Source organism: Streptomyces sp. Qhu_M48 (assembly GCF_051305195.1).
Lineage (GTDB): Bacteria > Actinomycetota > Actinomycetes > Streptomycetales > Streptomycetaceae > Streptomyces.
In genome coordinates, this window is the sequence record NZ_CP195432.1 from 1,658,136 (window position 1) to 1,679,235 (window position 21,100).

Here is a 21,100-nt window from a genome sequence, read left to right on the forward strand (position 1 = left end):
GCCCGGAACCCACCGGTCAGGCCGGCAGGGACGCGGTCAGCGCGCCGCACAGCGCCTGGATCGCGGTCTCGTACAGCCGTTCCGGCGGGGTGGCGTAGCCGACGACGAGGCCGTCGGGGCGGGCGGGGCCCCGGGCCTCGGGGTGGCGGTAGGAGGCCAGGCCCTCCACGGCGACCCCGTGCCGGGCCGCCGCCGCGAGCGCCGCCCGCTCGGTGCCCGGCGGCAGTTCGACCACGGCGTGCAGCCCGGCGGCGATGCCCGTGACCCGCACCTCCGGCACCCGCTCCGCGAGCGCCGTCACCAGGCGGTCGCGCCGCCCCCGGTGCCGCTGGCGCATCCGCCGGACGTGCCGGTCGTAGGCGCCGGAGACGAGGAAGTCGGCGAGGGTGAGCTGCTCGGTCGCGGAGGCGTACGGCTCGCGCAGGCCCTTCGCCGCGACCACCCCGTCCACGAGGGCCGACGGCAGGCACATCCAGCCGATCCGCAGCGCGGGGGAGAGGCTCTTGCTGACGGAGCCGAGGAGGACGGTCCGCTCGGGGTCGAGGCCCTGGACGGCGCCGACGGGCCGCCGGTCGTAGCGGAACTCCCCGTCGTAGTCGTCCTCCACGACGAGCGCGCCGGAGGCCCGCGCCCACTCCAGGACGCCGGCCCGGCGCTCGGGGTGCAGCGGTCCGCCGGTGGGGAACTGGTGGGCGGGGGTGAGGAGCACGGCGCCCGCGTGCCGGGGGAGTTCCGCGACCCGTATCCCGTTCTCGTCGACGGGCACCGGCAGCGTGGAGACCCCGGCCTCGGCGAACAGCCCCCGGTGGAAGGGCAGCCCGTAGGCCTCCACCGCCCAGGGGCCCGCCGCGCCGGGCACGCGCGCGAGCAGCCGCAGCGCGTGCGCGGCGCCCGAGCAGATCACAATCCGGTCGGGGGTGGTGCGGACGCCCCGTACCCGGGCGAGGTACTCGACGAGGGCCCGGCGCAGTTCGATCCGGCCGTGCGGGTCGCCGATCCCGAAGGCCTCGTGCGGGGCGTCGGTCAGCGCCCGCCGCGCCGAGGCCAGCCAGGCCGCGCGGGGGAAGGCGCCGGGGTCGGGCTTGCCCTGGACGAGGTCGTACGGGAGCGGGGGCGGCGCGGTCGGCCGTACGGGCCCGGGGGCGGGCGCGGCGACCCGTTCGGCGACGCGGGTGCCGGAGCCCTGGCGGGAGGTCAGCCAGCCTTCGGCGACGAGTTCGGCGTACGCGTCGGCGACGGTGTTCCGGGCGATCCCGAGGTCGGCGGCGAGCGAGCGGTAGGGCGGCAGCCGGGTCCCGGGGGCCAGCCGCCCGCCGCGCACGGCCTCGCGCAGCGCCGCGATGAGCGCGGCCCGCCGCCCGCCGCCGGCACCGACCTCCAGATGGAGATCGACCCCGAGCCCGTCGCCGTCCGAAGGGGTCACCACCCGTCACCGCCGCCCATCAGTCCGCCGCACCCGCCCCACCCGCCGTACCGCCGCACCCGCCGTACCGTCCACCCGTCAGCGGGACAGCGCGTCCCGGACGGCCTCGTCGGACCGGGCGACGACGGCCGTGCCGTCCTCGGCGGTGATGATCGGCCGCTGGATGAGCTCGGGGTGGGTGGCGAGCGCGTCGATCCACCGGTCGCGGTTCTCGGCGTCGCGGGGCCACTCCCTCACGCCGAGCTCCTTGGCGGCGGCCTCCCGCGTCCGCGTGATGTCCCACGGTTCGAGCCCGAGCCGGTCGAGCACCTGCCGGATCTCCTCCGGTGACGGCACGTCCTCCAGGTAGCGCCGCACGGTGTACGAGGCGCCCTCGGCGTCGAGAAGGGTGAGGGCGCTGCGGCACTTGGAACAGGCGGGATTGATCCAGATCTCCATGCCCCCACGGTACCCCCCAGGCCTCTCTCCACCACCCCCCAAACCCCTTCTGGCCAGGGGCGATTGTCAGTGGGGGCCACTAAAATAAGGGGTGAAGGTGAGGGTCCCGGGGAGGGCCCGCACCCCGTCGTTCGCCAGGAGGTAGCCCATGGCTCTCGCCGTGATCCGGACACCGTCCCTCGAACCGTGGAAGCCGCTCCAGAGGAAGGCGCTCCCCGCGGGCCGCCCCCGCGAGTGGTACGTGACGCACAACCGGCGCCTGAAGGCCATGCGCCTCGCGATCGCCCTCCTCGACGCGGGCGTCTACGTCCCGTCGAAGGCCACGAACGCGTCCATACGCGCCACGGCCCAGCACATCGGCATCCACCCGCCCTCGGACACCACCTGCCGTATGGTCCGCACCTTCATCCGCCACGGCCGCTGACCGGGGCCACGGAACGGCGAGGGCCGCCGCCCCCGGACTTCCGGGGGCGGCGGCCCTCACTGCTGAGGCTCCGGCTTAGAGGTCGAAGTAGAGCTCGAACTCGTGCGGGTGCGGGCGCAGCTGGATCGGGGCGATCTCGTGCGTGCGCTTGTAGTCGATCCACGTCTCGATCAGGTCGGAGGTGAAGACACCACCGGCCTGGAGGTACTCGTTGTCGCTCTCCAGGGCGGAGAGGACGGCCTCCAGGTTGGTCGGGACCTGCGGGACGTTGGCGTGCTCCTCGGGAGCCAGCTCGTACAGGTCCTTGTCGATCGGCTCCATGGGCTCGATCTTGTTCTTGATGCCGTCGAGGCCCGCGAGGAGCAGCGCCGAGAAGGCGAGGTACGGGTTCGAGGACGGGTCCGGCGCGCGGAACTCGACGCGCTTGGCCTTCGGGTTCGAGCCCGTGATCGGGATGCGCATGGCGGCGGAGCGGTTGCGCTGCGAGTACACCATGTTGACCGGGGCCTCGAAGCCCGGGACCAGGCGGTGGTACGAGTTCACCGTCGGGTTGGTGAAGGCGAGCAGCGACGGGGCGTGCTTGAGGATGCCGCCGATGTAGTAGCGGGCGGTGTCCGAGAGGCCCGCGTAGCCCGTCTCGTCGTAGAACAGCGGGTCGCCGTTGGCCCAGAGCGACTGGTGGACGTGCATGCCCGAGCCGTTGTCGCCGAAGATCGGCTTCGGCATGAAGGTCGCGGTCTTGCCGTTGCGCCAGGCGACGTTCTTCACGATGTACTTGAAGAGCATCAGGTCGTCGGCCGCGGCGAGCAGCGTGTTGAACTTGTAGTTGATCTCGGCCTGGCCGGCGGTGCCGACCTCGTGGTGCTGGCGCTCGACCTGCAGGCCGACGTTCTCCAGCTCCAGGGAGATCTCCGAGCGCAGGTCGGCGAAGTGGTCGACCGGCGGGGCCGGGAAGTAGCCGCCCTTGTAGCGGACCTTGTAGCCGCGGTTGTTCTCCTCCGCACCGGTGTTCCAGGCGCCGGCCTCGGAGTCGATGTGGTAGAAGCCCTGGTTCGCCGAGGTCTCGAAGCGCACCGAGTCGAAGACGTAGAACTCCGCCTCGGGGCCGAAGTAGGCGGTGTCGGCGATGCCGGTGGAGGCGAGGTACGCCTCGGCCTTCTTCGCGATGTTGCGCGGGTCACGGCTGTACTGCTCGCCCGTGATCGGGTCGTGGATGAAGAAGTTGATGTTCAGCGTCTTGTCGCGGCGGAAGGGGTCCACGCGGGCCGTCGACAGGTCGGCGCGGAGCGCCATGTCGGACTCGTGGATCGCCTGGAAGCCGCGGATCGACGAGCCGTCGAAGGCGAGCTCCTCCGAGGGGTCGAAGGCCGTCGCCGGGATCGTGAAGTGCTGCATCACGCCCGGAAGGTCGCAGAAGCGGACGTCGACCATCTTGACGTCGTTGTCCTTGATGAACTTCTGGACCTCGTCGGCGTTCTGGAACCCGTGCTTCTCGGACATCCAACTCCTCCTACTCCCGGCCCGGGGAGGGGCGGGGTTTGCAGCTCGGTCGTGCGGCCAGTGCGGTGGCACACGCTGGACCCGACCATAGGCAGACGGGATTTCTCAAGCATGACCCAATTGTTTCGTCGAAGTTAACCGGCCTGGGTGTGGGTCGTGCCCGGGCCGCGCCGCGCCGGAGCGTCGGTCCGGCTTCGCCTACCCGGGCCGAAGTGATCAAAAACGGGCGCAGTACCGTGGTCGGGTGGACAACAGGCAAGCACTCGGATCTTGGCTCTCCGGCCCCCGCGCGGCGGCCGAGGACGCAGGCGTCGACTTCGGCTACCGCGGTCAGCAGCTCGGGCTGCCCGAGGAGGGCCCCGGTTCGATCGCCCGCCCCGGGCGGCGCCTCGGCGCCCTCTCCGTCGACTGGGCCCTCTGCACGTTGATCGCATACGGCCTGATCACCGACGGCTACAACCAGGCGACGGGGAACTGGGCCCTCGGCCTGCTCCTCGTCGTGAGCGTGCTGACGGTCGGCACCATCGGCTCGACGCCCGGCAAGCGCCTCTTCGGCCTCCAGGTCGTCTCCGTGAACGGCGGCCGGCTCGGCCTGCCGCGGGTGGTGCTCCGCTCCCTGCTCGTCTGCCTGGCGATCCCGGCCCTCATCTGGGACCGCGACGGCCGCGGCCTCCACGACCGCCTCTCGGGCGCCGTCCAGGTCCGCATCTGACCTTCCGGGCATGAGAGAGGGGCTCCGGACCTGGCGGTCCGGAGCCCCTCTTCTGTGTTCGGTCGGGCGCGTCAGCGCGTCTTTCCGCCCCGCGGCATCCGCATGCCCTTCGGCATCGGACCCTTCGGCAGCGGCATGTTGCTCATCAGGTCGCCCATCGCCCGAAGCCGGTCGTTGGCCACCGTCACCTGCGGGCCGGTGAGCACCCGAGGCAGCTTGAGCATGGTCGTGCGGACCTTCTTGAGCGGCACCTGGCCCTCGCCGTCACCGACGATGATGTCGGTCACCGGCACGTCCACCACGACGCGGTTCATCCGCTTCTTCTCGGCCGCGAGCAGAGGCTTCACCCGGTTCGGGTTGCCCTCCGCCACCAGCACGATCCCGGCCCGGCCGACCGCGCGGTGCACGACGTCCTGGCTGCGGTTCATCGCGACCGCGGGGGTCGTCGTCCAGCCGCGCCCGACGTTCTGCAGCACCGCCGCCGCCGCCCCGGGCTGGCCCTCCATCTGCCCGAAGGCCGCGCGCTCGGCGCGCCGCCCGAACACGATGGCCGCCGCCAGGAGCGCCAGGACGAAGCCCAGGATGCCCAGGTAGACCGGGTGACCGATCAGGAAGCCGATCGCGAGGAGGACACCGAGTACGACGATGCCCACGCCTGCGACGACAAGTCCGACCTTCGGGTCAGCCTTTCGGGTCATCTTGTACGTGAGGGCGATCTGCTTGAGCCGCCCCTGGTTCGCAGCGTCAGCGCTGCCCGTGTTTGCCTTCCTCGCCATGTCCTGAAGTTTACGTGGCCCGGGAAGTCCGGCCCGACGCGACCTCCATCACGTGCTGGGCCTCGACCCTGTCCTTGGCGCGACGGCGGTCCTCCAGGACGGAGTTCCAGGCGTTGCGCCGGGCGGTGCGCTGCCCGGCGCCGAGGAGCAGGGCTTCCACGGCCTTCAGGGCGTCGGTGACGGACGGGATCGCGGTGACGCGGACGTGCGTCGATGCGGCCGGCATGTCGGGGTCCTCCCTCGATAGCGGGTGAGACGAGGCGGGGGGCGTGAGCGTGCGGTGGCGGTGAGTGAAACCAGGCTCACAGACTGGTGTTACCAGGGCGTGACCCGGTGGTCAAACACTGGTGAAACGTTGATGCGGCCAGGCGGAGCAGTGCGGAAACACCGGCGCGGCCCGTACATCCCCGCTGAGCTGCGGGGGCGTACGGGCCGCGCCGGTTCCGGCCATTACCAGCCGGTAACCACTTGTGCTCGGATTCACACAGCGTGGGTGGCGTTGTCGACCGCGCCGCGCTTCTCGATCGCCTGCTGGAACAGACGTCCCGCGCGGTACGAGGAGCGGACCAGCGGGCCCGACATCACACCGGAGAAGCCGATCTCGTCGGCCTCCTCCTTCAGCTCCACGAACTCCTGCGGCTTCACCCAGCGCTCCACCGGGTGGTGCCGGACGGAGGGGCGCAGGTACTGCGTGATCGTGATCAGTTCGCAACCCGCGTCGTGCAGCTGCCGGAGCGCCTCGCTGACCTCCTCGCGGGTCTCGCCCATGCCGAGGATCAGGTTCGACTTCGTGACCAGACCGTAGTCACGCGCCCGCGTGATGACGTCCAGGGAGCGCTCGTACCGGAAGCCCGGACGGATGCGCTTGAAGATCCGCGGCACCGTCTCCACGTTGTGCGCGAAGACCTCGGGGCGGGAGGCGAAGACCTCCGCCAGGAGCTCCGGCACCGCGTTGAAGTCGGGAGCGAGCAGCTCGACCTTCGTGCGGCCGTCGGCGCGGTCCGCCGTCTGCTCGTGGATCTGGCGCACGGTCTCCGCGTACAGCCAGGCACCGCCGTCCTCCAGGTCGTCGCGCGCGACGCCGGTGATGGTGGCGTAGTTCAGGTCCATCGTGACGACCGACTCGCCGACCCGGCGGGGCTCGTCACGGTCCAGCGCCTCGGGCTTGCCCGTGTCGATCTGGCAGAAGTCGCAGCGCCGGGTGCACTGGTCACCGCCGATGAGGAAGGTCGCCTCGCGGTCCTCCCAGCACTCGAAGATGTTGGGACAGCCCGCCTCCTGGCAGACCGTGTGCAGACCCTCGCTCTTCACGAGGCTCTGCATCTTCGTGTACTCGGGCCCCATCTTCGCCCGCGTCTTGATCCACTCGGGCTTACGCTCGATGGGGGTCTGGGCGTTCCGGACCTCCAGGCGCAGCATCTTGCGTCCGTCGGGTGCGACTGCGGACACATCGGCTCCTGTAGCTTCGATTCTTCGGCGCACACCAGGGTACGCCGTTGCTTCCCATGCCTTACTACGTCTGGCCAACCTCTGGCCAGCGCCCCGCATTCCTCCGGTTCCCAGTTTCCCGGGTTCCTCGGTCCTCGCGTTCTCAGGCCGAGGCCGTCTCCACCGGACGCCCGATCTCGCGGGGCCTCAGCTCCGCGCCCTCCAGGACGGACCGCAGGTGGCGCTCCGCCACCGGGAGCACCTCCTCGATCGTGATGTCCCGGCCCAGCTCGTTGGCGAGGGACGTCACGCCCGCGTCGCGGATGCCGCACGGGATGATCCGGTCGAACCAGGCGTTGTCCGGGTTCACGTTCAGGGCGAAGCCGTGCATGGTGACGCCCTTGGCGACCCGGATGCCGATCGCGGCGAGCTTGCGGTCCTCGCGGCGCTGGCCGGCGTTGGACGGGGCGTACTCGGGGCCGTTCAGGCGCGGGTCGAACTCCTCGTCGTTCAGACGCGGGTCGAAGTCGAGCGACAGACCGCCGAGCGCGGGCCGGTGCTCCACCGGATCACCGAGCACCCACACCCCGCTGCGGCCCTCCACCCGGCTCGTCTCCACGCCGAACTCGGCGGCGGTGAGGATCAGCGCGTCCTCCAGGCGGCGGACGTGCGCGACGACGTCCACCGGGCGGGGCAGCTTCATGATCGGGTAGCCGACCAGCTGGCCGGGACCGTGCCAGGTGATCTTGCCGCCGCGGTCCACGTCCACCACCGGCGTCCCGTCGAGGGGTCGCTCGCTCTCCGCCGTGCGCCGGCCGGCCGTGTAGACCGGAGGGTGCTCCAGCAGCAGACAGGTGTCGTCGATCTCGTCGGCGAACCGCGCGGCGTGCACCTCGCGCTGCTTGTCCCAGGCCACCCGGTACTCGACGGCGTCCGCGCCGAATCCAAGGCGGACGAATCGCAGCTCACTCACGGCCATGCCTCCTCCTGGGTGCCACGGGCCGGCGACCGGGGATCAGCCCGGGCCGGCGCGGCACCATGCGTCATTCGCGCCCATGCCACTGTACGGCCGAGCCCGGTACACCCCTCCGGCAGGTGGACGGGGGTGGCCGGGGCCGCTACGTCAGCGATGCCGTCAATCCTCACACGATCGGATGAATGTGGGGCGAAGGTGGCGGTACAGGCCGTGAGGACCGCTAAATTCACGCCGTTCCATGAGGGTCCGACGGGGCTGCCGCCCGGACCCGGAAGGCAGGAGACCGCACAGCTGATGACGGAACGACCACCGCAGCGCATCCCGAACCGCCAGCTCGCCTCACTCATCGCCGAAGCCGGGTTCTCCCATGCGGGCCTGGCGAGACGAGTGGACCAGCTCGGTCTGGAGCACGGTCTCGACCTGCGGTACGACAAGACCTCGGTGACCCGCTGGCTCCGCGGCCAGCAGCCGCGCGGCACCACGCCGGCCCTCATCGCCGAGGTCTTCACCCGTCGCCTCGGCCGCCGGCTCTCCGCCCAGGACCTCGGCCTCGACGCCTGCGCGCCCGTCTACGCGGGCCTGGAGTTCGCCGCGACCCCCGAGGAGGCGGTCGACATCGTCAGCGGCCTCTGGCGCAAGGACTCCGGCAGCCACGCCGAACTCCGCAAGATCGCCTTCACCCCGGCGGGCCTGGTCGTCCCCAGCCGCGACTGGCTGATCGGCCGCGCCGACGAGCGGGTGGCCCGGGGGGACCAGCCGTCCGGGCCGCGCGTCTCCACCACGGCCCCCACCGCCGCCGAGGCCGCCCGGCACCCGCACGACACGCGCGTCCCGCACGACCCCCGGGTCCCGCCGCAGGGCCGCTTCTCCGTGCCCCGGCAGCGCGGCACGGACCGGGGGCCCGGGCAGCGGGTCTCCAGCGGCGACGTCGCGGCGCTCCGCTCCGTCGGCGAGCTCTTCCGCACCCTCGACCACGCCTACGGCGGCGGCCACGCCCGCCAGGCCCTCGTCCGCTACCTGGAGCACGAGGCCGAGCCGATGCTGCGCGGCACGTACGGGGAGTCCACCGGCCGCCGTCTCTTCGCCGCCGCCGCCGACCTCACCCGGCTCGCGGGCTGGACGTCGTACGACATCGCCGCCCACGGGCTCGCCCAGCGCTACTTCGTCCAGGCGCTGCGCCTCGCCCAGGCCGCCGGCGACCGGGCCTACGGCTCCTATGTGCTCGTCACCATGAGCTGCCAGGCCGTCTACCTCGGCCACGGGCGCGAGGCCGTGCAGCTCGCCCGGGTCGCCCAGCAGGGCGTCGGGACCGCCGCCCCGCCCGTCGTCCAGGCGATGCTGCACGCGGTCGAGGCGCGCGGGCACGCGGTCCTCGGCGAGACGCGCGCGTGCAGCGCCTCCGTCGTCCGCGCCGAGCGGGCACTCGAAGCGGCCCGGCCGGGCGACGAGGTGCCGTACTGGGCCCGGATGTTCGACGAGGCCCAGCTCGCCGACGAACTCGGGCACTGCCACCGCGACCTCCAGCAGTACCGGCTCGCCGCGCAGTACGCCGAACGCGCCCTGCAGCTCCGCGCCCCCGGCTTCGCCCGCAGCCGCCTCTTCTGCCGGGTCGTGCTCGCCACCTCCCGCCTCGCCCTGGGCGAACTCGACCAGGCGTGCGCGCTGGGGGCCGAGGCGGCCCAGCAGGCTTCGGAGATGCGGTCGGCGCGGGCGGTGGAGTACGTACGCGACTTCGAGCGTCGCCTGGAGCCGTACCGCGACGCGGCGGCGGCCCGCACCTACCGGGACCGGGTCGCCGCCATCGGCTGACCGCGGGGCGGCGTCCCGTCCGGGCTTGCCACCCCAGGCCTCGCCCCTGGGCCCGCACCCCGTGTGCGGGCCCGTAGTGGGTTGCGCCCACCCTCCGTCCGGAGGGCCGCCGGGCCGCTAGGCCGCCGCCTCCCCCGGCGAGGGTTCGGTCGGGAGGCGGAGGCCCAGGTCCGCGAGGAGCGCGGCGGCCGCGCGGTGGCCCGACGTGAGGGCGCCCTGGGGCGTGCTCACGGCCCGGTGGTCGCCGCAGACGTAGAGGCCCGAGAGCAGCCGCACCGAGCGGTCGGCGTCGTGCGGCGGCGTCATCGCCGGCACCGCGTCCGGCGTGTGGTGCAGGGCGAGCAGCTCCCACTCGTCGGTCGACGTGCCGTACAGCGTGGCCAGGTGCTTGCGGACCCGCCGCTCGGTGTCGTCCGGCGGCGTCCCGAGCACCGTCGACGTGATCAGCGTCCGGCCCTCGGGCGCACGGACCGGGTCGACCGCGCTCATCACCGCCGTGTGGGCCACCGGCCCGCCCTGATCGGACTCCAGGAGCAGCGTCGGGTCCCCGGTGGGCGCCGAGGGCGCGGCGTGATGGAGCACCGTGACGGCGTGGAACGCCGGCGTCCGCAGTCCCGGCAGCAGCTCCGCCGCCGTCCGCGCCCCCGTCGCGAGCACCACCGAACGGCACCGGAGCACCCCGTGCGCCTCCGTCGTGACCCGCGAGATGGACGCCTCCGTGACCCGTACGCCGGTACGGACCGTGCCCGGCGGCAGCGCGGCGGCCAGCCGCTCGGGCAGCGCCGTCGAACCGCCCTCGGGGACGGCCAGCCTGCCCCGGGCGAAGGCGCGCAGCGCGAGGTCCGCGCGACGGCTCGACATGCCGAGGTCCGGGTCGCCGAGGAGCGCGGCGAGCAGCGGCCGCAGCACCCCCTGCACGGTCCGGGCGGGCAGCCGGGCGGTGAGCGCCTCGCGCGCGGTCCGCTCGGGACGGGCGAGGATCCGTTGCGTCGGGGTCGCGGCGAGCCGGACGAGCGAGGCCCCGAGCCGCGCCTGGTCGAGGGAGGCGGCCGGATGCCGGGGGGCGCTCGCGAGGGCGCGCGCCACGCTGAACGCTCCCCCCACGCTCCGGTGGCCCGTACCCCGGGGCCCGCCGGGCGCCCGGCGCGGATGCGGGGCGCCCCACCGCGCGTACCGGCCGTCGCTGTGCACCAGCACCCCGGGGGTGAAGGGGCGCAGCACGAGGCCGTCGAGCCCCGGGGCGGCGCGCAGTTCCTCGTACGACAGGGTGAGCAGCGGCCCGACCCGGTCGAGGAGGAAGCCGTCGACGGCCTCGGTCGCCATCCGGCCCCCGACGCGGGGTTCCGCCTCCAGGACGGCGACGGAGAGTCCGGCGCCGGTCAGTCGATGGGCGGCCGCGAGACCCGCGACCCCGGCTCCCACGATGACGACGTCGACGGCCTCCACGACGTCCGTACGCTGTGCGTTCCTTGCGCTGTCTGCGCTGTTGAGCACGTGCCCCTCCCCAGGTCGGCGCGGCCGGTGGGAGGCCTATGCCCCCAACGGGCCTCCGGAATGCCCGAGTTCGCCGTTCGTGTCGAGCCTAGGCAGCGCCCTCACGGGTGCCAGCCGCGCGCACCGGGGGTGCGTGCGGCACGGGGGAGCGCAGGGGGTGCGGACACCGGGGAGGGTGGGGCGGGCGGGGAGCAGGGGGGAGCTGAGGCGCACCGGGCACCGGCCGGACGTCACCGCCGGGCTTCGAGGAGCCGCAGCGGGGACCGGCTGGACGTCACCGCCGGGCTTCGACGCGTGGCCCGCCCCGGGCCTCAGCGCGTCGCCGCGCGGATCGAGTCGTCGATCGTCGGGAACGCGAAGTCGAAACCGGTCTCCAACAGCCGCCCCGGCAGCACCCGCTGACTCCCCAGCACGTCCTGCGCGAAGTCCCCGAGCACCGCCCTCAGGGCGGACGCGGGCACCGGGAAGAGGGTCGGGCGGCGCAGCACCCGGCCCATCGCCGCCGTCACCTCGCGGTTGGTGACCGGCTCGGGGGCGGTCAGGTTCACCGGGCCCGAGAGCGCCGGGGTGTCGACGAGATGGCGCAGTGCGGCCACCTCGTCGTGGAGCGCGATGAACGACCAGTACTGGCGGCCGTCGCCCATCCGCCCGCCGAGCCCGGCCCGGAAGATCGGGAAGAGCCGTCCCCAGGCCCCGCCCTCGCGTGCCACCACCAGGCCGGTGCGGGCGTACGTGACCCGGATGCCGGCCTCCTCGGCGGGGGCCGCCGCCGCCTCCCACTCGACGCAGACCGAGGGCAGGAAGCCCGTGCCCGCGGGGGCGCTCTCGTCGACCGCGCGGCTGCCGGTGTCCCCGTACCAGCCGAGCGCCGTGCCGCACACGAGGCTCTCCGGCGGCTCCGCGAGCGAGGCGAGGGCCTGGGAGATCGCGGTCGTGCCGAGCACCCGGCTGTCCCGGATCTCCTGCTTGTACGCCTCGTTCCAGCGGCGCTCGCCGACGCCGGCGCCCGCCAGGTGGACGACGGAGTCGACGCCGACGAGCCCGGCGGCGTCGACGTACAGCCGTTTCGGGTCCCATTCGACCTCGTCGGCGGCCCGGGCGGGCCGGCGGACGAGCCGGAGGACTTCGTGGCCGTCGGCGCGCAGGGAGCGGACGAGGGCGGAGCCGATGAGCCCGGAGGCGCCGGTGACGGCGACACGTTTGCGGGTGGCGGAACGCTGCATGGGGCCATCCTGCCCTCCTCTGCCCGCCGCATGGCACAGTGGCGGTCATGATCGTGCCGGAGACGCTGATACGTACCGCCGAACGGGAGGACGACGACGTCCTCGCCGAGCTCGACCGGGTCACCTGGTCGCCCCTGCACGCGGTGCTGCCCGCGCCGACCCCGCCGTACGAACCCTTCTTCGACGAGCGCCACCTGCCCGAGGACTACCTCGTCGCGGTGCGCGGGGGCGTGGTCGTCGGCTACATCCGGATCGTGCCGCCGACCACGCTGGCCGCCACCGCCCACGTCCGCCAGGTCCAGGGCCTGGTGGTCGCCGAGTCCGCCCGGGGGTACGGGGTGGCGCGGGCGCTGCTGCGGGCCGCGATGGAGAAGGCGCGCGCGGACGGCGCCGTCCGGATGACCCTCCGCGTGCTGGGCCACAACGCCCCGGCCCGCGCGCTCTACGCCTCCGAGGGGTTCGCGGTCGAGGGCGTGCTGCCGGGGGAGATGTTCCTGGCCGGGGCGTACGTCGACGACATCCTCATGGGCCGGTCGCTGACCACCGGCTGACGACCACCTGACCACCGGGCTGACGACGACCGGGCGGCCCGCCGCCCGCCGCCGGCCGCCCGCCGGCCTCAGGCCCCGGGGTTCAGCAGCCTCATCCCGCCCATCAGCTCGCGCAGGCACCGGACCGCGAGCCCCGCCGGCGCGCCCTCGCCGCGGACCGGGGCGTCCGTCTCCGCCCAGCTCTCCAGGGCGATCCGGATGGCGTCCGTGGCCGCGGCCGCCGCGAGCCGTACCTCCAGCGGGTCGGCGTGCGGTCCCGCGAGCCCGGCGACGACCTCGCGCAGCCGCTCCTCGGACTCCTGGTTGACCCGGTACCAGACGGCGCGGAGCGCGGGGTCCTCGGCCGCCGCGCGCAGCAGTCCGCGCGTCCAGCGCAGCCCCTCCTCCGCCGCCGCGTCCCCGGGGGTCAGCGACGCGGCGATCGACCGCTCCAGGGCCTCGGGCACGCCCGCGCCGGGTTCCGTCGCGGAGAGGAGCTCGCGCCAGCGGTCGGCGCCGCCCGCGAGGAGCGGGGCCACGGCGTCCTGCTTGGAGCGGAAGTACCGGTAGAAGGTGCGCAGCGCGACCCCGGCCCGCAGGGCGATGTCCTCGGCCGTGGTGCCGTCGGGCCCGTGCTCGGTGAAGAGCTCGGCGGCGGCGCGCGCGATGTCCAGCTGGGTGGCGGCCTTGCGGCGCTCCGTCAGCGTCCGGGTGGGGGGCGCGGCCCCCTCGGGCTTGGTGCTCACGGACGAAGCGTACGCCCGTGACTGTCTGTCCTGCACGACGTGCACTCATGGCAAAACGTGCCATGTGGGCGTACGGTGGCGACGTTCCCCCGGAGAGTCGCCCGAACGGCTCCCCGGATCTTCGGAAACTCGACATCGAGAGGTTGCCGCCATGAACCAGCTGACCCGTTACGAAGGACGCCGCGCCCTCATCACCGGGGGTGGCTCCGGCATCGGCCAGGCCACCGTGCTGCGCGTGCTCGCCGAGGGAGGCCGGGTCGTCGCCGCCGACATCAGCGAGGACGGTCTCAAGGACACCGCCGCCAAGGCCGGCGACGCCGCCGACCGCCTCACCGCCGTCGTCCTGGACGTCGCCGACGAGGCCTCCGTACGCGCCGGTGTCGCCGCCGCCGTCGAGGCGCTCGGCGGCCTGGACGTCCTGGTCAACGCGGCCGGCGTCCTGCGTTCCTCGCACACCCACGAGACGAGCCTCGCCGCGTTCGAGCAGGTCGTACGGATCAACCTCACCGGCACGTTCCTCGTGATCCGCGAGGCGATACCCGCGCTCCTGGAGGGCGACGGCCCCGCCGTCGTGAACTTCTCCTCCACCTCCGCGATGTTCGCGCACCCCTACATGGCGGCCTACGCGGCCAGCAAGGGCGGCATCCAGTCCATGACCCACGCCCTCGCCGCCGAGTACGCCGGGCGGGGCATCCGCTTCACCGCCGTCCAGCCCGGCTCCATCTCCTCCGGCATGACCGACGGCACCGGCGCCAGCCGTCAGAGCGTCGGCCCCGGCCTCCCCGCGGACGCCGACTTCTCCCTCTTCGCCAAGCTGGCCCCCGCCCTCGGCCAGGGCTTCGCGGGCCCCGAGACCGTCGCCGGAGTCGTCGCGATGCTGGCGAGCGAGGACGGCAGGTTCATCACCGGCACCGAGGTCCGCATCGACGGCGGAACGCACTTCTGACGGTGTGACGCAGCTGTGGGCGTCAGGCCCCCGGGACGTCCCGGGGGCCGTTCCTCACCACGTTCCGCACGCCGCGCCGAACCCCGCCCCTCACCCGCCCCCGGCCCCGCACGCCGCCCCTCACGCCGCCCCGAAACGCTCCCACAGGCGCGGGAAGCGGGCCGCGAGCACGGAGTCGTCCTCCAGGTCGAAGGGGGCGCCCAGCGGCTCCCCGCCCGGCATCGGGATGCCCAGGTCCGGGGTCTCGGCGCCGGTCAGCCGCTCGTACGCCTCGTCCGCCGCGAAACCGATCTCCTCGCCGTCCCCGTCGATCTCCACGTCGAAGTCGTCGAGCAGCTCCGCCAGCGCGTCCGGATCGTGCACAGCGCCCTCGTAGACCTCCCGGCCCTGGCCGATGAGCCAGCAGCGGAACGAGTCGAAGGTCTCGTCCCCCGCCCCGTCGAACAGCACGGCCGCCGCGCCCCACAGATCCCAGAGGTACGCGCGGTTGTAGCGGGCCTCGAAATGGCGCGCGTAGTCGAGCACGGAGTCGGGGTCCAGCCGGGTCAGCCGTTCCACGAGCAGATCGGCCTGTTCCTCGGGGTCGCCCTCGGCGTCCTCTCGGCTGGCGTCGATGATCTCCCAGAACTCGGTCTCGTCCATCACGGGACCAAGCATCCTGGCTCGGGGGGTGCGACGCACCCGGAAAGCCCGAAATGAATCCGGACAGAGGATGTCTTACTTTCCTGTCAGTCTGGTGTTCATGACGACGGAGACGACGGAAACGACGGACACGAACAGCCTGCGGGGACGGATCTGCCTGGTCGCCGGGGCCACCCGGGGCGCCGGACGGGCCATCGCCGTCCAGCTCGGCGCGGCGGGAGCCACGGTGTACGTCACCGGGCGGACCACCCGCGAGAAGGTCAGCGAGGTCGGCCGGACCACCGAGACCATCGAGGAGACCGCCGAACTGGTGACGGCCGCGGGCGGAGAGGGCATCGCCGTCCCCACCGACCACCTGGAGGTCGAGCAGGTGCGGGCCCTGGTCGACCGGATCGACCGGGAGCGCGGGAGGCTCGACGTCCTCGTCAACGACGTCTGGGGCGGCGAGCACCTGGTCATCGCCGGCTTCGGCAAGAAGATCTGGGAGGTCGAGCTCGCCGACGGGCTGCGGATGCTGGAGCTGGGCGTGAAGAGCCATCTGATCACCAGCGCGGCGGCTGTCCCGCTGCTCGTCCGCAACCCCGGCGGTCTCCTGATCGAGGTCACCGACGGCACCCGGAAGTACAACGGCACCCGCTACCGCGAGAACGTCTTCTACGACCTCGCCAAGAACGCCCCGATCCGGATGGCGTTCGGCCTCGGCAAGGAGCTGGCGGAGTCCGGCGGCACGGCGGTCGCCCTCACCCCCGGCTGGCTCCGCTCCGAGCAGATGCTGGACCACTTCGGCGTGACCGAGGAGAACTGGCGCGACGCAGTCGAGAAGCTCCCCGACTTCGCCGTCGCCGAGTCGCCGGTCTACGTCGGCCGTGCGGTCGCCGCCCTCGCCGCCGACCCCGACCGGGCCCGCTGGAACGGCGGCTCCCTCTCCAGCGGACAGCTGGCGAAGGAGTACGGCTTCACCGACGCGGACGGATCACGGCCGGACGCGTGGGGCTTCATCATCGCGAAGGAGACGGACCAGGACGTGTCCGTGGACGACTACCGGTAGGTCCCGGCCGTCGAGGAGCGGACGACCACCGCACGCCACCGCTCACCCGCCACCGCCCGCCCGCGACGCCTCACCCGTGACGCCTCACCCGTACAGCTCCACCAGGCCCCGGGCCGCCTCCGCGAACCGTGCGCGGAGCGTGTCCGGGGCCAGCACCTCCGCCTCCGCGCCGAGGGTGAGGAGCTGGGCGAAGGCGATCTCCTCGCTCTCCACCGGGAGCGTCGCCGTCACGCGGCCCTCCGCGTCCCGCGCGCCCGCCGCCAGGGCCTCCTCGGCCGCCGCGCGGTCCGTCACGTACGGCAGCCGTCGCGCCCCCGCCTCCGTGAGCCGTACGACGATCCGACCGCGCAGGATCGACCGGGCGAACTCCGCCGAGCGGTCGGCCCAGTAGGCGGGCAGGTCGAAGGCCTCGTCCCGGACGAACCGTTCCCCGGCGAGGGCGACGGCGGCGAAGCGGTCCACCCGGTACGTACGGAACGCCGTGCCGGAGCGCGCGCACAGGTACCAGACGCCCGCCTTCAGGACGAGGCCGTACGGAGCGAGTTCCCGCTCCACCTCGCGGTCGCCGCGCCGGTAGCGGGCGGAGAGCATCCGGTCGTCCCAGACCGCCTCCGCGATCGACGGCAGCAACTCCGGCGTCTCCGGCTCCTGGTACCACCCGGGCGCGTCGAGGTGGAAGCGCTGGGCCGCCGAGTCGGGGGCGTCGCGCAGCGAGGGAAGCAGCGCGGCGGACACCTTCAGCCGGGCCGCCGAGGCCGCGTCCTCCAGACCCATGTCCCGCAGCGCGCCGGGCAGTCCGGAGAGGAACAGCGCCTCGGCCTCGCCGCGCGCCAGACCCGTCAGCCGGGTGCGGTAGCCGCCGACGAGCCGGTACCCACCGCTCCTGCCCCGGTCCGCGTAGACCGGAACCCCCGCCTCGGAGAGGGCGAGGGCATCACGGGTGATGGTCCGTTCGGACACCTCCAGCTCCGTGGCCAGTTCGGCCGCCGTCATCGACGGACGGGACTGGAGCAGCAGGACCATCTTGATCAGCCGGGCGGCACGCATGACTCCATCATGCGTGCCCGCACCGACAGGCGGGCCTCCCGGGCCCACCGGACCTACAGGCAGGCCTCCCGGGCCCACCGCACCTACAGGCCGTAGCGCTCGCGCGCCTCCTTCACGGCCGAGGCCGGGACCTCGCCGCGGCGGGCGAGCTGGGCGAGGGCCGCGACGACGATCGACTGGGCGTCGACGCCGAAGTGGCGGCGGGCCGCGTCACGGGTGTCCGACAGGCCGAAGCCGTCCGCACCGAGCGAGGACCAGTCCTGCTCGACCCACTGCGCGATCTGGTCCGGGACCTGGCGCATGTAGTCGGAGACCGCGAGGACCGGGGACTCGACGCCCTCCAGGGCCTCGCGGATGTACGGCACCTGCTCCTCGCCGCGCAGCAGCGCCGCGTCGGCCTCCAGGGCGTCGCGCCGCAGCTCCGTCCAGGAGGTCGCCGACCACACGTCGGCGCCCACGCCCCACTCGGCGGCGAGCAGCTTCTGCGCCTCCAGGGCCCAGTGGATGGCCGTACCGGAGGAGAGGAGCTGGATGCGCGAGGCGTTCGCCGGCAGGTCGAGACCGGCCGACTCGGCGGTGTTGAACCGGTACAGGCCCTTGACGATGCCCTCGTCGATCCCGGCCGGCTTGGCCGGCTGCGGCATCGGCTCGTTGTAGACGGTGAGGTAGTAGAAGACGTTCTGGTCCTCGCCCTCGGCGGCCTCGCCGTACATCCGGCGCAGACCCTCCTTGACGATGGCCGCGACCTCGTAGGCGAACGCCGGGTCGTACGTCAGGGCCGCCGGGTTCGTCGCCGCGATCACCGGCGAGTGGCCGTCGGCGTGCTGGAGGCCCTCACCGGTCAGGGTCGTACGGCCCGCGGTGGCGCCGACGAGGAAGCCGCGGCCGAGCTGGTCGCCGAGCTGCCACATCTGGTCGGCGGTCCGCTGCCAGCCGAACATCGAGTAGAAGATGTAGAACGGGATCATCGCCTCACCGTGCGTGGAGTACGCGGTGGACGCGGCGATGAAGTCGGCCATCGAACCGGCCTCGGTGATCCCCTCGTTGAGGATCTGGCCGTTGACGGCCTCCTTGTAGTACATCAGCTGGTCGCGGTCGACCGGCTCGTACGTCTGGCCCTTCGGCGAGTAGATGCCGAGCGACGGGAACAGCGACTCCATGCCGAAGGTGCGGGCCTCGTCCGGGACGATGGGGACCCAGCGCTTGCCGGTCTCCTTGTCGCGGATCAGGTCCTTGACCAGGCGGACGAAGGCCATCGTCGTGGCCATCGACTGCGCGCCGGAGCCCTTGTCGAAGGCGGTGAAGGCCTTCTCGGCCGGGGCCGGCAGCGGGGCCAGCGGCTGGGTGCGGCGGGCCGGGGCCGGGCCGCCGAGGGCCGCACGGCGCTCCTGGAGGTAACGGACCTCGGGGGAGTCGGCGCCGGGGTGGCCGTAGGGCACCTGGCCGTCGACGAACTGCGCGTCCGAGATCGGCAGGCCGAGGAGGTCCCGCATGTTCTTGAACTCGTCCGTGGAGAGCTTCTTCATCTGGTGGTTCGCGTTCTTCGACGCGAAGCCCTCACCGAGGGTGAAGCCCTTGACCGTCTGCGCGAGGATGACCGTCGGCGCGCCCTTGAACTCGACGGCGGCCTTGTACGCGGCGTACACCTTGCGCGGCTCGTGGCCACCGCGCGAGAGGTGGAAGCACTCCAGGATCTTGTCGTCGCTCAGCAGCCGCGCCATCGCGACGAGCGCCGGGTCCTTGCCGAAGAAGTCCTGGCGGATGTAGGCGGCGTCACGGGTCTGGTACGTCTGGACCTGAGCGTCCGGTACCTCGCGGAGGCGGCGGACGAGGGCGCCGGTGGTGTCGAGCGCGAACAGCTCGTCCCAGGCGTTGCCCCACAGCGACTTCACGACGTTCCAGCCGGCGCCGCGGAACTGCGCCTCCAGCTCCTGCACGATCTTGAAGTTCGCGCGGACCGGGCCGTCGAGGCGCTGCAGGTTGCAGTTGATGACGAAGGTCAGGTTGTCCAGACCCTCGCGGGCGGCCAGGGCGAGGGCCGCGGTCGACTCGGGCTCGTCCATCTCGCCGTCACCGAGGAACGCCCACACGTGGGAGGCGGAGACGTCCTTGATGGAGCGGTTGGTCAGGTAGCGGTTGAAGCGCGCCTGGTAGATCGCGGAGAGCGGACCGAGGCCCATGGAGACGGTGGGGAACTCCCACAGCCAGGGGAGGCGGCGGGGGTGCGGGTAGGAGGGCAGGCCGTTGCCGCCGGACTCCTGCCGGAAGTTGTCGAGGTGCGCCTCGTTGAGGCGGCCGTCCAGGAACGCGCGGGCGTAGATGCCGGGGGCGGCGTGACCCTGGATGTAGAGCTGGTCGCCGGAACCGTCGGCTTCCTTGCCCTTGAAGAAGTGGTTGAAGCCGGTCTCGTACAGCCAGGCGGCCGACGCGAACGTGGCGATGTGACCGCCGACGCCGTACTTCGAGCCGCGGGAGACCATCGCGGCCGCGTTCCAGCGGTTCCAGGCGGTGATCCGGCGCTCCATGTCCTCGTCGCCGTCGAACGCGGCGCCCGTCGGCTCGGCGGAGGTCGGGATGGTGTTGACGTAGTCCGTCTCCAGCAGCTTGGGCAGGGCCAGGCCCGCGCCTTCGGCGTGCTGGAGCGTGCGGCGCATCAGGTAGGCGGCCCGGTGGGGGCCGGCGGCCTTGGTGACGGCGTCCAGGGAGGCCGCCCACTCGGCGGTCTCCTCGGTGTCACGGTCCGGGAGCTGGTCGAGCTCGCTCGGAATCTTGCCTACGGGATCGGTCATGATCGCCGCCTTCCGGACAGGTGGGGTGGAGATGGTGGCCATGTCTGGCAGGACAGGGCGAAAGGCCGGGTGTGGCCCGCCGAAGACTGTAAACCGGCGATCGATGATCGATCAAAGGGTTGAAGGGGAAAACCTCTTCAGATCGAGAAAGTCGGCACAGGGTGCCGCGAAACGGGGCACCCGGTGCCTTGTTTCCGCCCTGTTTTCGCAGGTGGGAGCGGCTTTCTGAGGGGGTGCCCGCACGAATGAGCGGGCCCGCCCGGGAGGGTGGACCCGCTACGTTCCGCCACGCTCCGTTACGGAGTGATGGGGGAGGGGTGAGGAGGGAGTGAGGGAGGAGGAGGGAGAGGTGAGGCCGCAGGCGCGCGACGGAGAGGGAAATGTGAGGTTTCGGACGTGTGGAGGGGAAGGGGAAACGAGGCCTCAAGCGCGCGGCGGGGCAGGGGAAGCGAGGCTTCGACCGCTCGGCGAGGAAGGGGAAGCGAGGTCTCAAGCGCGCGGCGCGCAGCCCAGTACGTGCGCCTTCACCAGGGCCCCGATGTTCGGGTCGCCCCGCCGGAAGGCCTCCACCAGCTCCTGGTGTTCCTCGGCGTACGACTTCTGGACCGTGCCGAGCCAGCGGATCGACAGGGCCGTGAAGACCTCGATGCCGAGGGTCTCCCAGGTGTGCAGCAGCACCTTGTTCCCCGCGGCCTTCACCAGCTCCCGGTGGAAGGCCACCGTGTGCCGCACCTGCGCCGTCCCGTCCGAGGCCGCGTCCGCCTCGTAGAGCGCCGCCACGTGCGGTTCCAGGGCCGAGCAGTCCGTGGCGAGCCGCCCGGCCGCGAGCTCGGCCGCGATCTGCTCCAGACCGGCGCGGACGGGGTAGCTCTCCTCCAGGTCGGCGGCGGTCAGATTGCGGACCCGGACGCCCTTGTTCGGCGCCGACTCGATCAGCCGCAGTGACTCCAGCTCGCGCAGCGCCTCGCGGACGGGGGTCTGGGAGACCTCCAGCTCGGTCGCGATCCGGCGCTCCACGATCCGCTCGCCCGGCTTCCAGCGGCCGCTGACGATCCCCTCCACGATGTGCTCGCGGATCTGCTCGCGCAGCGAGTGGACGACGGGGACGGTCATGAAGCGGCTCCTCGGGGAGTGTTGACTCTGAAGACA

20 protein-coding genes are annotated in these 21,100 nt (G+C 72.8%); 6 read left to right on the top strand and 14 right to left on the bottom strand.

The features are described from left to right. Window positions 1–16: 16 nt before the first annotated feature. A complete protein-coding gene (locus tag ACRRSS_RS07785; protein ID WP_435970494.1) occupies window positions 17–1,423 on the bottom strand; it encodes a PLP-dependent aminotransferase family protein in 1,407 nt (468 codons plus the stop codon). Between the two features lie 78 nt (window positions 1,424–1,501). Next, entirely contained in the window at window positions 1,502–1,861 is a 360-nt protein-coding gene (locus ACRRSS_RS07790; protein WP_435970495.1) for an ArsC/Spx/MgsR family protein, read from the bottom strand. Window positions 1,862–2,009: 148 nt separating this feature from the next. On the opposite strand from ACRRSS_RS07790, the gene ACRRSS_RS07795 reads away from it, so the two are divergent. Then, window positions 2,010–2,285, top strand: a complete 276-nt coding sequence (locus ACRRSS_RS07795) for a hypothetical protein (RefSeq protein ID WP_435970496.1) — start codon at window positions 2,010–2,012, stop codon at window positions 2,283–2,285. A 75-nt stretch (window positions 2,286–2,360) separates the two neighbouring features. Here the strand turns inward: ACRRSS_RS07795 and glnA are convergent, their stop codons facing one another. Next, complete coding sequence (glnA, locus tag ACRRSS_RS07800; protein ID WP_435970497.1) at window positions 2,361–3,785, bottom strand: type I glutamate--ammonia ligase; 1,425 nt, start codon at window positions 3,783–3,785, stop codon at window positions 2,361–2,363. 244 nt (window positions 3,786–4,029) lie between these two features. Here glnA and ACRRSS_RS07805 point away from each other — a divergent pair, with 244 nt between their 5' ends. Continuing rightward, complete coding sequence (locus tag ACRRSS_RS07805; protein WP_435970498.1) at window positions 4,030–4,497, top strand: RDD family protein; 468 nt, start codon at window positions 4,030–4,032, stop codon at window positions 4,495–4,497. 71 nt (window positions 4,498–4,568) lie between these two features. On the opposite strand, the gene ACRRSS_RS07810 is transcribed toward ACRRSS_RS07805, so the two are convergent. The 4 genes from ACRRSS_RS07810 to lipB all read right to left on the bottom strand — a co-directional run bounded on the left by ACRRSS_RS07810 (window position 4,569) and on the right by lipB (window position 7,674). Continuing rightward, a complete protein-coding gene (locus ACRRSS_RS07810; protein WP_351898671.1) occupies window positions 4,569–5,273 on the bottom strand; it encodes a DUF4191 domain-containing protein in 705 nt (234 codons plus the stop codon). Window positions 5,274–5,283: 10 nt separating this feature from the next. Then, entirely contained in the window at window positions 5,284–5,499 is a 216-nt protein-coding gene (locus ACRRSS_RS07815; RefSeq protein WP_030208220.1) for an SCO2195 family GlnR-regulated protein, read from the bottom strand. 254 nt (window positions 5,500–5,753) lie between these two features. Further along, the gene (gene lipA, locus ACRRSS_RS07820) at window positions 5,754–6,722 is read right to left on the bottom strand and encodes a lipoyl synthase (protein WP_435970499.1); all 969 of its coding nucleotides are present in this window, start codon (window positions 6,720–6,722) and stop codon (window positions 5,754–5,756) included. Between the two features lie 142 nt (window positions 6,723–6,864). Next, complete coding sequence (gene lipB / locus ACRRSS_RS07825) at window positions 6,865–7,674, bottom strand: lipoyl(octanoyl) transferase LipB (protein ID WP_435970500.1); 810 nt, start codon at window positions 7,672–7,674, stop codon at window positions 6,865–6,867. 297 nt (window positions 7,675–7,971) lie between these two features. On the opposite strand from lipB, the gene ACRRSS_RS07830 reads away from it, so the two are divergent. Next, window positions 7,972–9,486 carry a regulator gene (locus tag ACRRSS_RS07830; protein WP_435970501.1) on the top strand — a complete coding sequence of 505 codons (1,515 nt, stop codon included), beginning with the start codon at window positions 7,972–7,974 and terminating at the stop codon, window positions 9,484–9,486. Window positions 9,487–9,603: 117 nt separating this feature from the next. Here the strand turns inward: ACRRSS_RS07830 and ACRRSS_RS07835 are convergent, their stop codons facing one another. Both ACRRSS_RS07835 and ACRRSS_RS07840 read right to left on the bottom strand, forming a co-directional pair. Then, on the bottom strand, window positions 9,604–10,980 hold the full coding sequence (locus tag ACRRSS_RS07835; RefSeq protein ID WP_435970502.1) for an NAD(P)/FAD-dependent oxidoreductase: 1,377 nt from the start codon (window positions 10,978–10,980) through the stop codon (window positions 9,604–9,606). Window positions 10,981–11,291: 311 nt separating this feature from the next. Then, window positions 11,292–12,203 (bottom strand): TIGR01777 family oxidoreductase, encoded by a 912-nt coding sequence (locus tag ACRRSS_RS07840; RefSeq protein WP_435970503.1) that lies wholly within the window; start codon window positions 12,201–12,203, stop codon window positions 11,292–11,294. A gap of 47 nt (window positions 12,204–12,250) precedes the next feature. On the opposite strand from ACRRSS_RS07840, the gene ACRRSS_RS07845 reads away from it, so the two are divergent. Continuing rightward, window positions 12,251–12,754 carry an N-acetyltransferase family protein gene (locus ACRRSS_RS07845; protein ID WP_435970504.1) on the top strand — a complete coding sequence of 168 codons (504 nt, stop codon included), beginning with the start codon at window positions 12,251–12,253 and terminating at the stop codon, window positions 12,752–12,754. Between the two features lie 68 nt (window positions 12,755–12,822). On the opposite strand, the gene ACRRSS_RS07850 is transcribed toward ACRRSS_RS07845, so the two are convergent. Beyond that, on the bottom strand, window positions 12,823–13,479 hold the full coding sequence (locus ACRRSS_RS07850; protein WP_435970505.1) for a TetR/AcrR family transcriptional regulator: 657 nt from the start codon (window positions 13,477–13,479) through the stop codon (window positions 12,823–12,825). 151 nt (window positions 13,480–13,630) lie between these two features. Here ACRRSS_RS07850 and ACRRSS_RS07855 point away from each other — a divergent pair, with 151 nt between their 5' ends. Then, window positions 13,631–14,425 (top strand): SDR family NAD(P)-dependent oxidoreductase, encoded by a 795-nt coding sequence (locus ACRRSS_RS07855; RefSeq protein ID WP_435970506.1) that lies wholly within the window; start codon window positions 13,631–13,633, stop codon window positions 14,423–14,425. A 120-nt stretch (window positions 14,426–14,545) separates the two neighbouring features. On the opposite strand, the gene ACRRSS_RS07860 is transcribed toward ACRRSS_RS07855, so the two are convergent. Next, entirely contained in the window at window positions 14,546–15,067 is a 522-nt protein-coding gene (locus tag ACRRSS_RS07860) for a DUF4240 domain-containing protein (RefSeq protein ID WP_435975274.1), read from the bottom strand. Window positions 15,068–15,167: 100 nt separating this feature from the next. Between ACRRSS_RS07860 and ACRRSS_RS07865 the strand changes: the two genes are divergently transcribed. After that, entirely contained in the window at window positions 15,168–16,115 is a 948-nt protein-coding gene (locus ACRRSS_RS07865) for an SDR family oxidoreductase (protein WP_435970507.1), read from the top strand. Window positions 16,116–16,199: 84 nt separating this feature from the next. Here the strand turns inward: ACRRSS_RS07865 and ACRRSS_RS07870 are convergent, their stop codons facing one another. The 3 genes from ACRRSS_RS07870 to ACRRSS_RS07880 all read right to left on the bottom strand — a co-directional run bounded on the left by ACRRSS_RS07870 (window position 16,200) and on the right by ACRRSS_RS07880 (window position 21,064). Then, the gene (locus ACRRSS_RS07870) at window positions 16,200–17,162 is read right to left on the bottom strand and encodes a helix-turn-helix transcriptional regulator (RefSeq protein WP_435970508.1); all 963 of its coding nucleotides are present in this window, start codon (window positions 17,160–17,162) and stop codon (window positions 16,200–16,202) included. Window positions 17,163–17,245: 83 nt separating this feature from the next. Then, the gene (gene aceE, locus ACRRSS_RS07875; RefSeq protein ID WP_435970509.1) at window positions 17,246–19,951 is read right to left on the bottom strand and encodes a pyruvate dehydrogenase (acetyl-transferring), homodimeric type; all 2,706 of its coding nucleotides are present in this window, start codon (window positions 19,949–19,951) and stop codon (window positions 17,246–17,248) included. A gap of 489 nt (window positions 19,952–20,440) precedes the next feature. Continuing rightward, the gene (locus tag ACRRSS_RS07880) at window positions 20,441–21,064 is read right to left on the bottom strand and encodes a GntR family transcriptional regulator (protein WP_435970510.1); all 624 of its coding nucleotides are present in this window, start codon (window positions 21,062–21,064) and stop codon (window positions 20,441–20,443) included. Window positions 21,065–21,100: the final 36 nt, after the last annotated feature.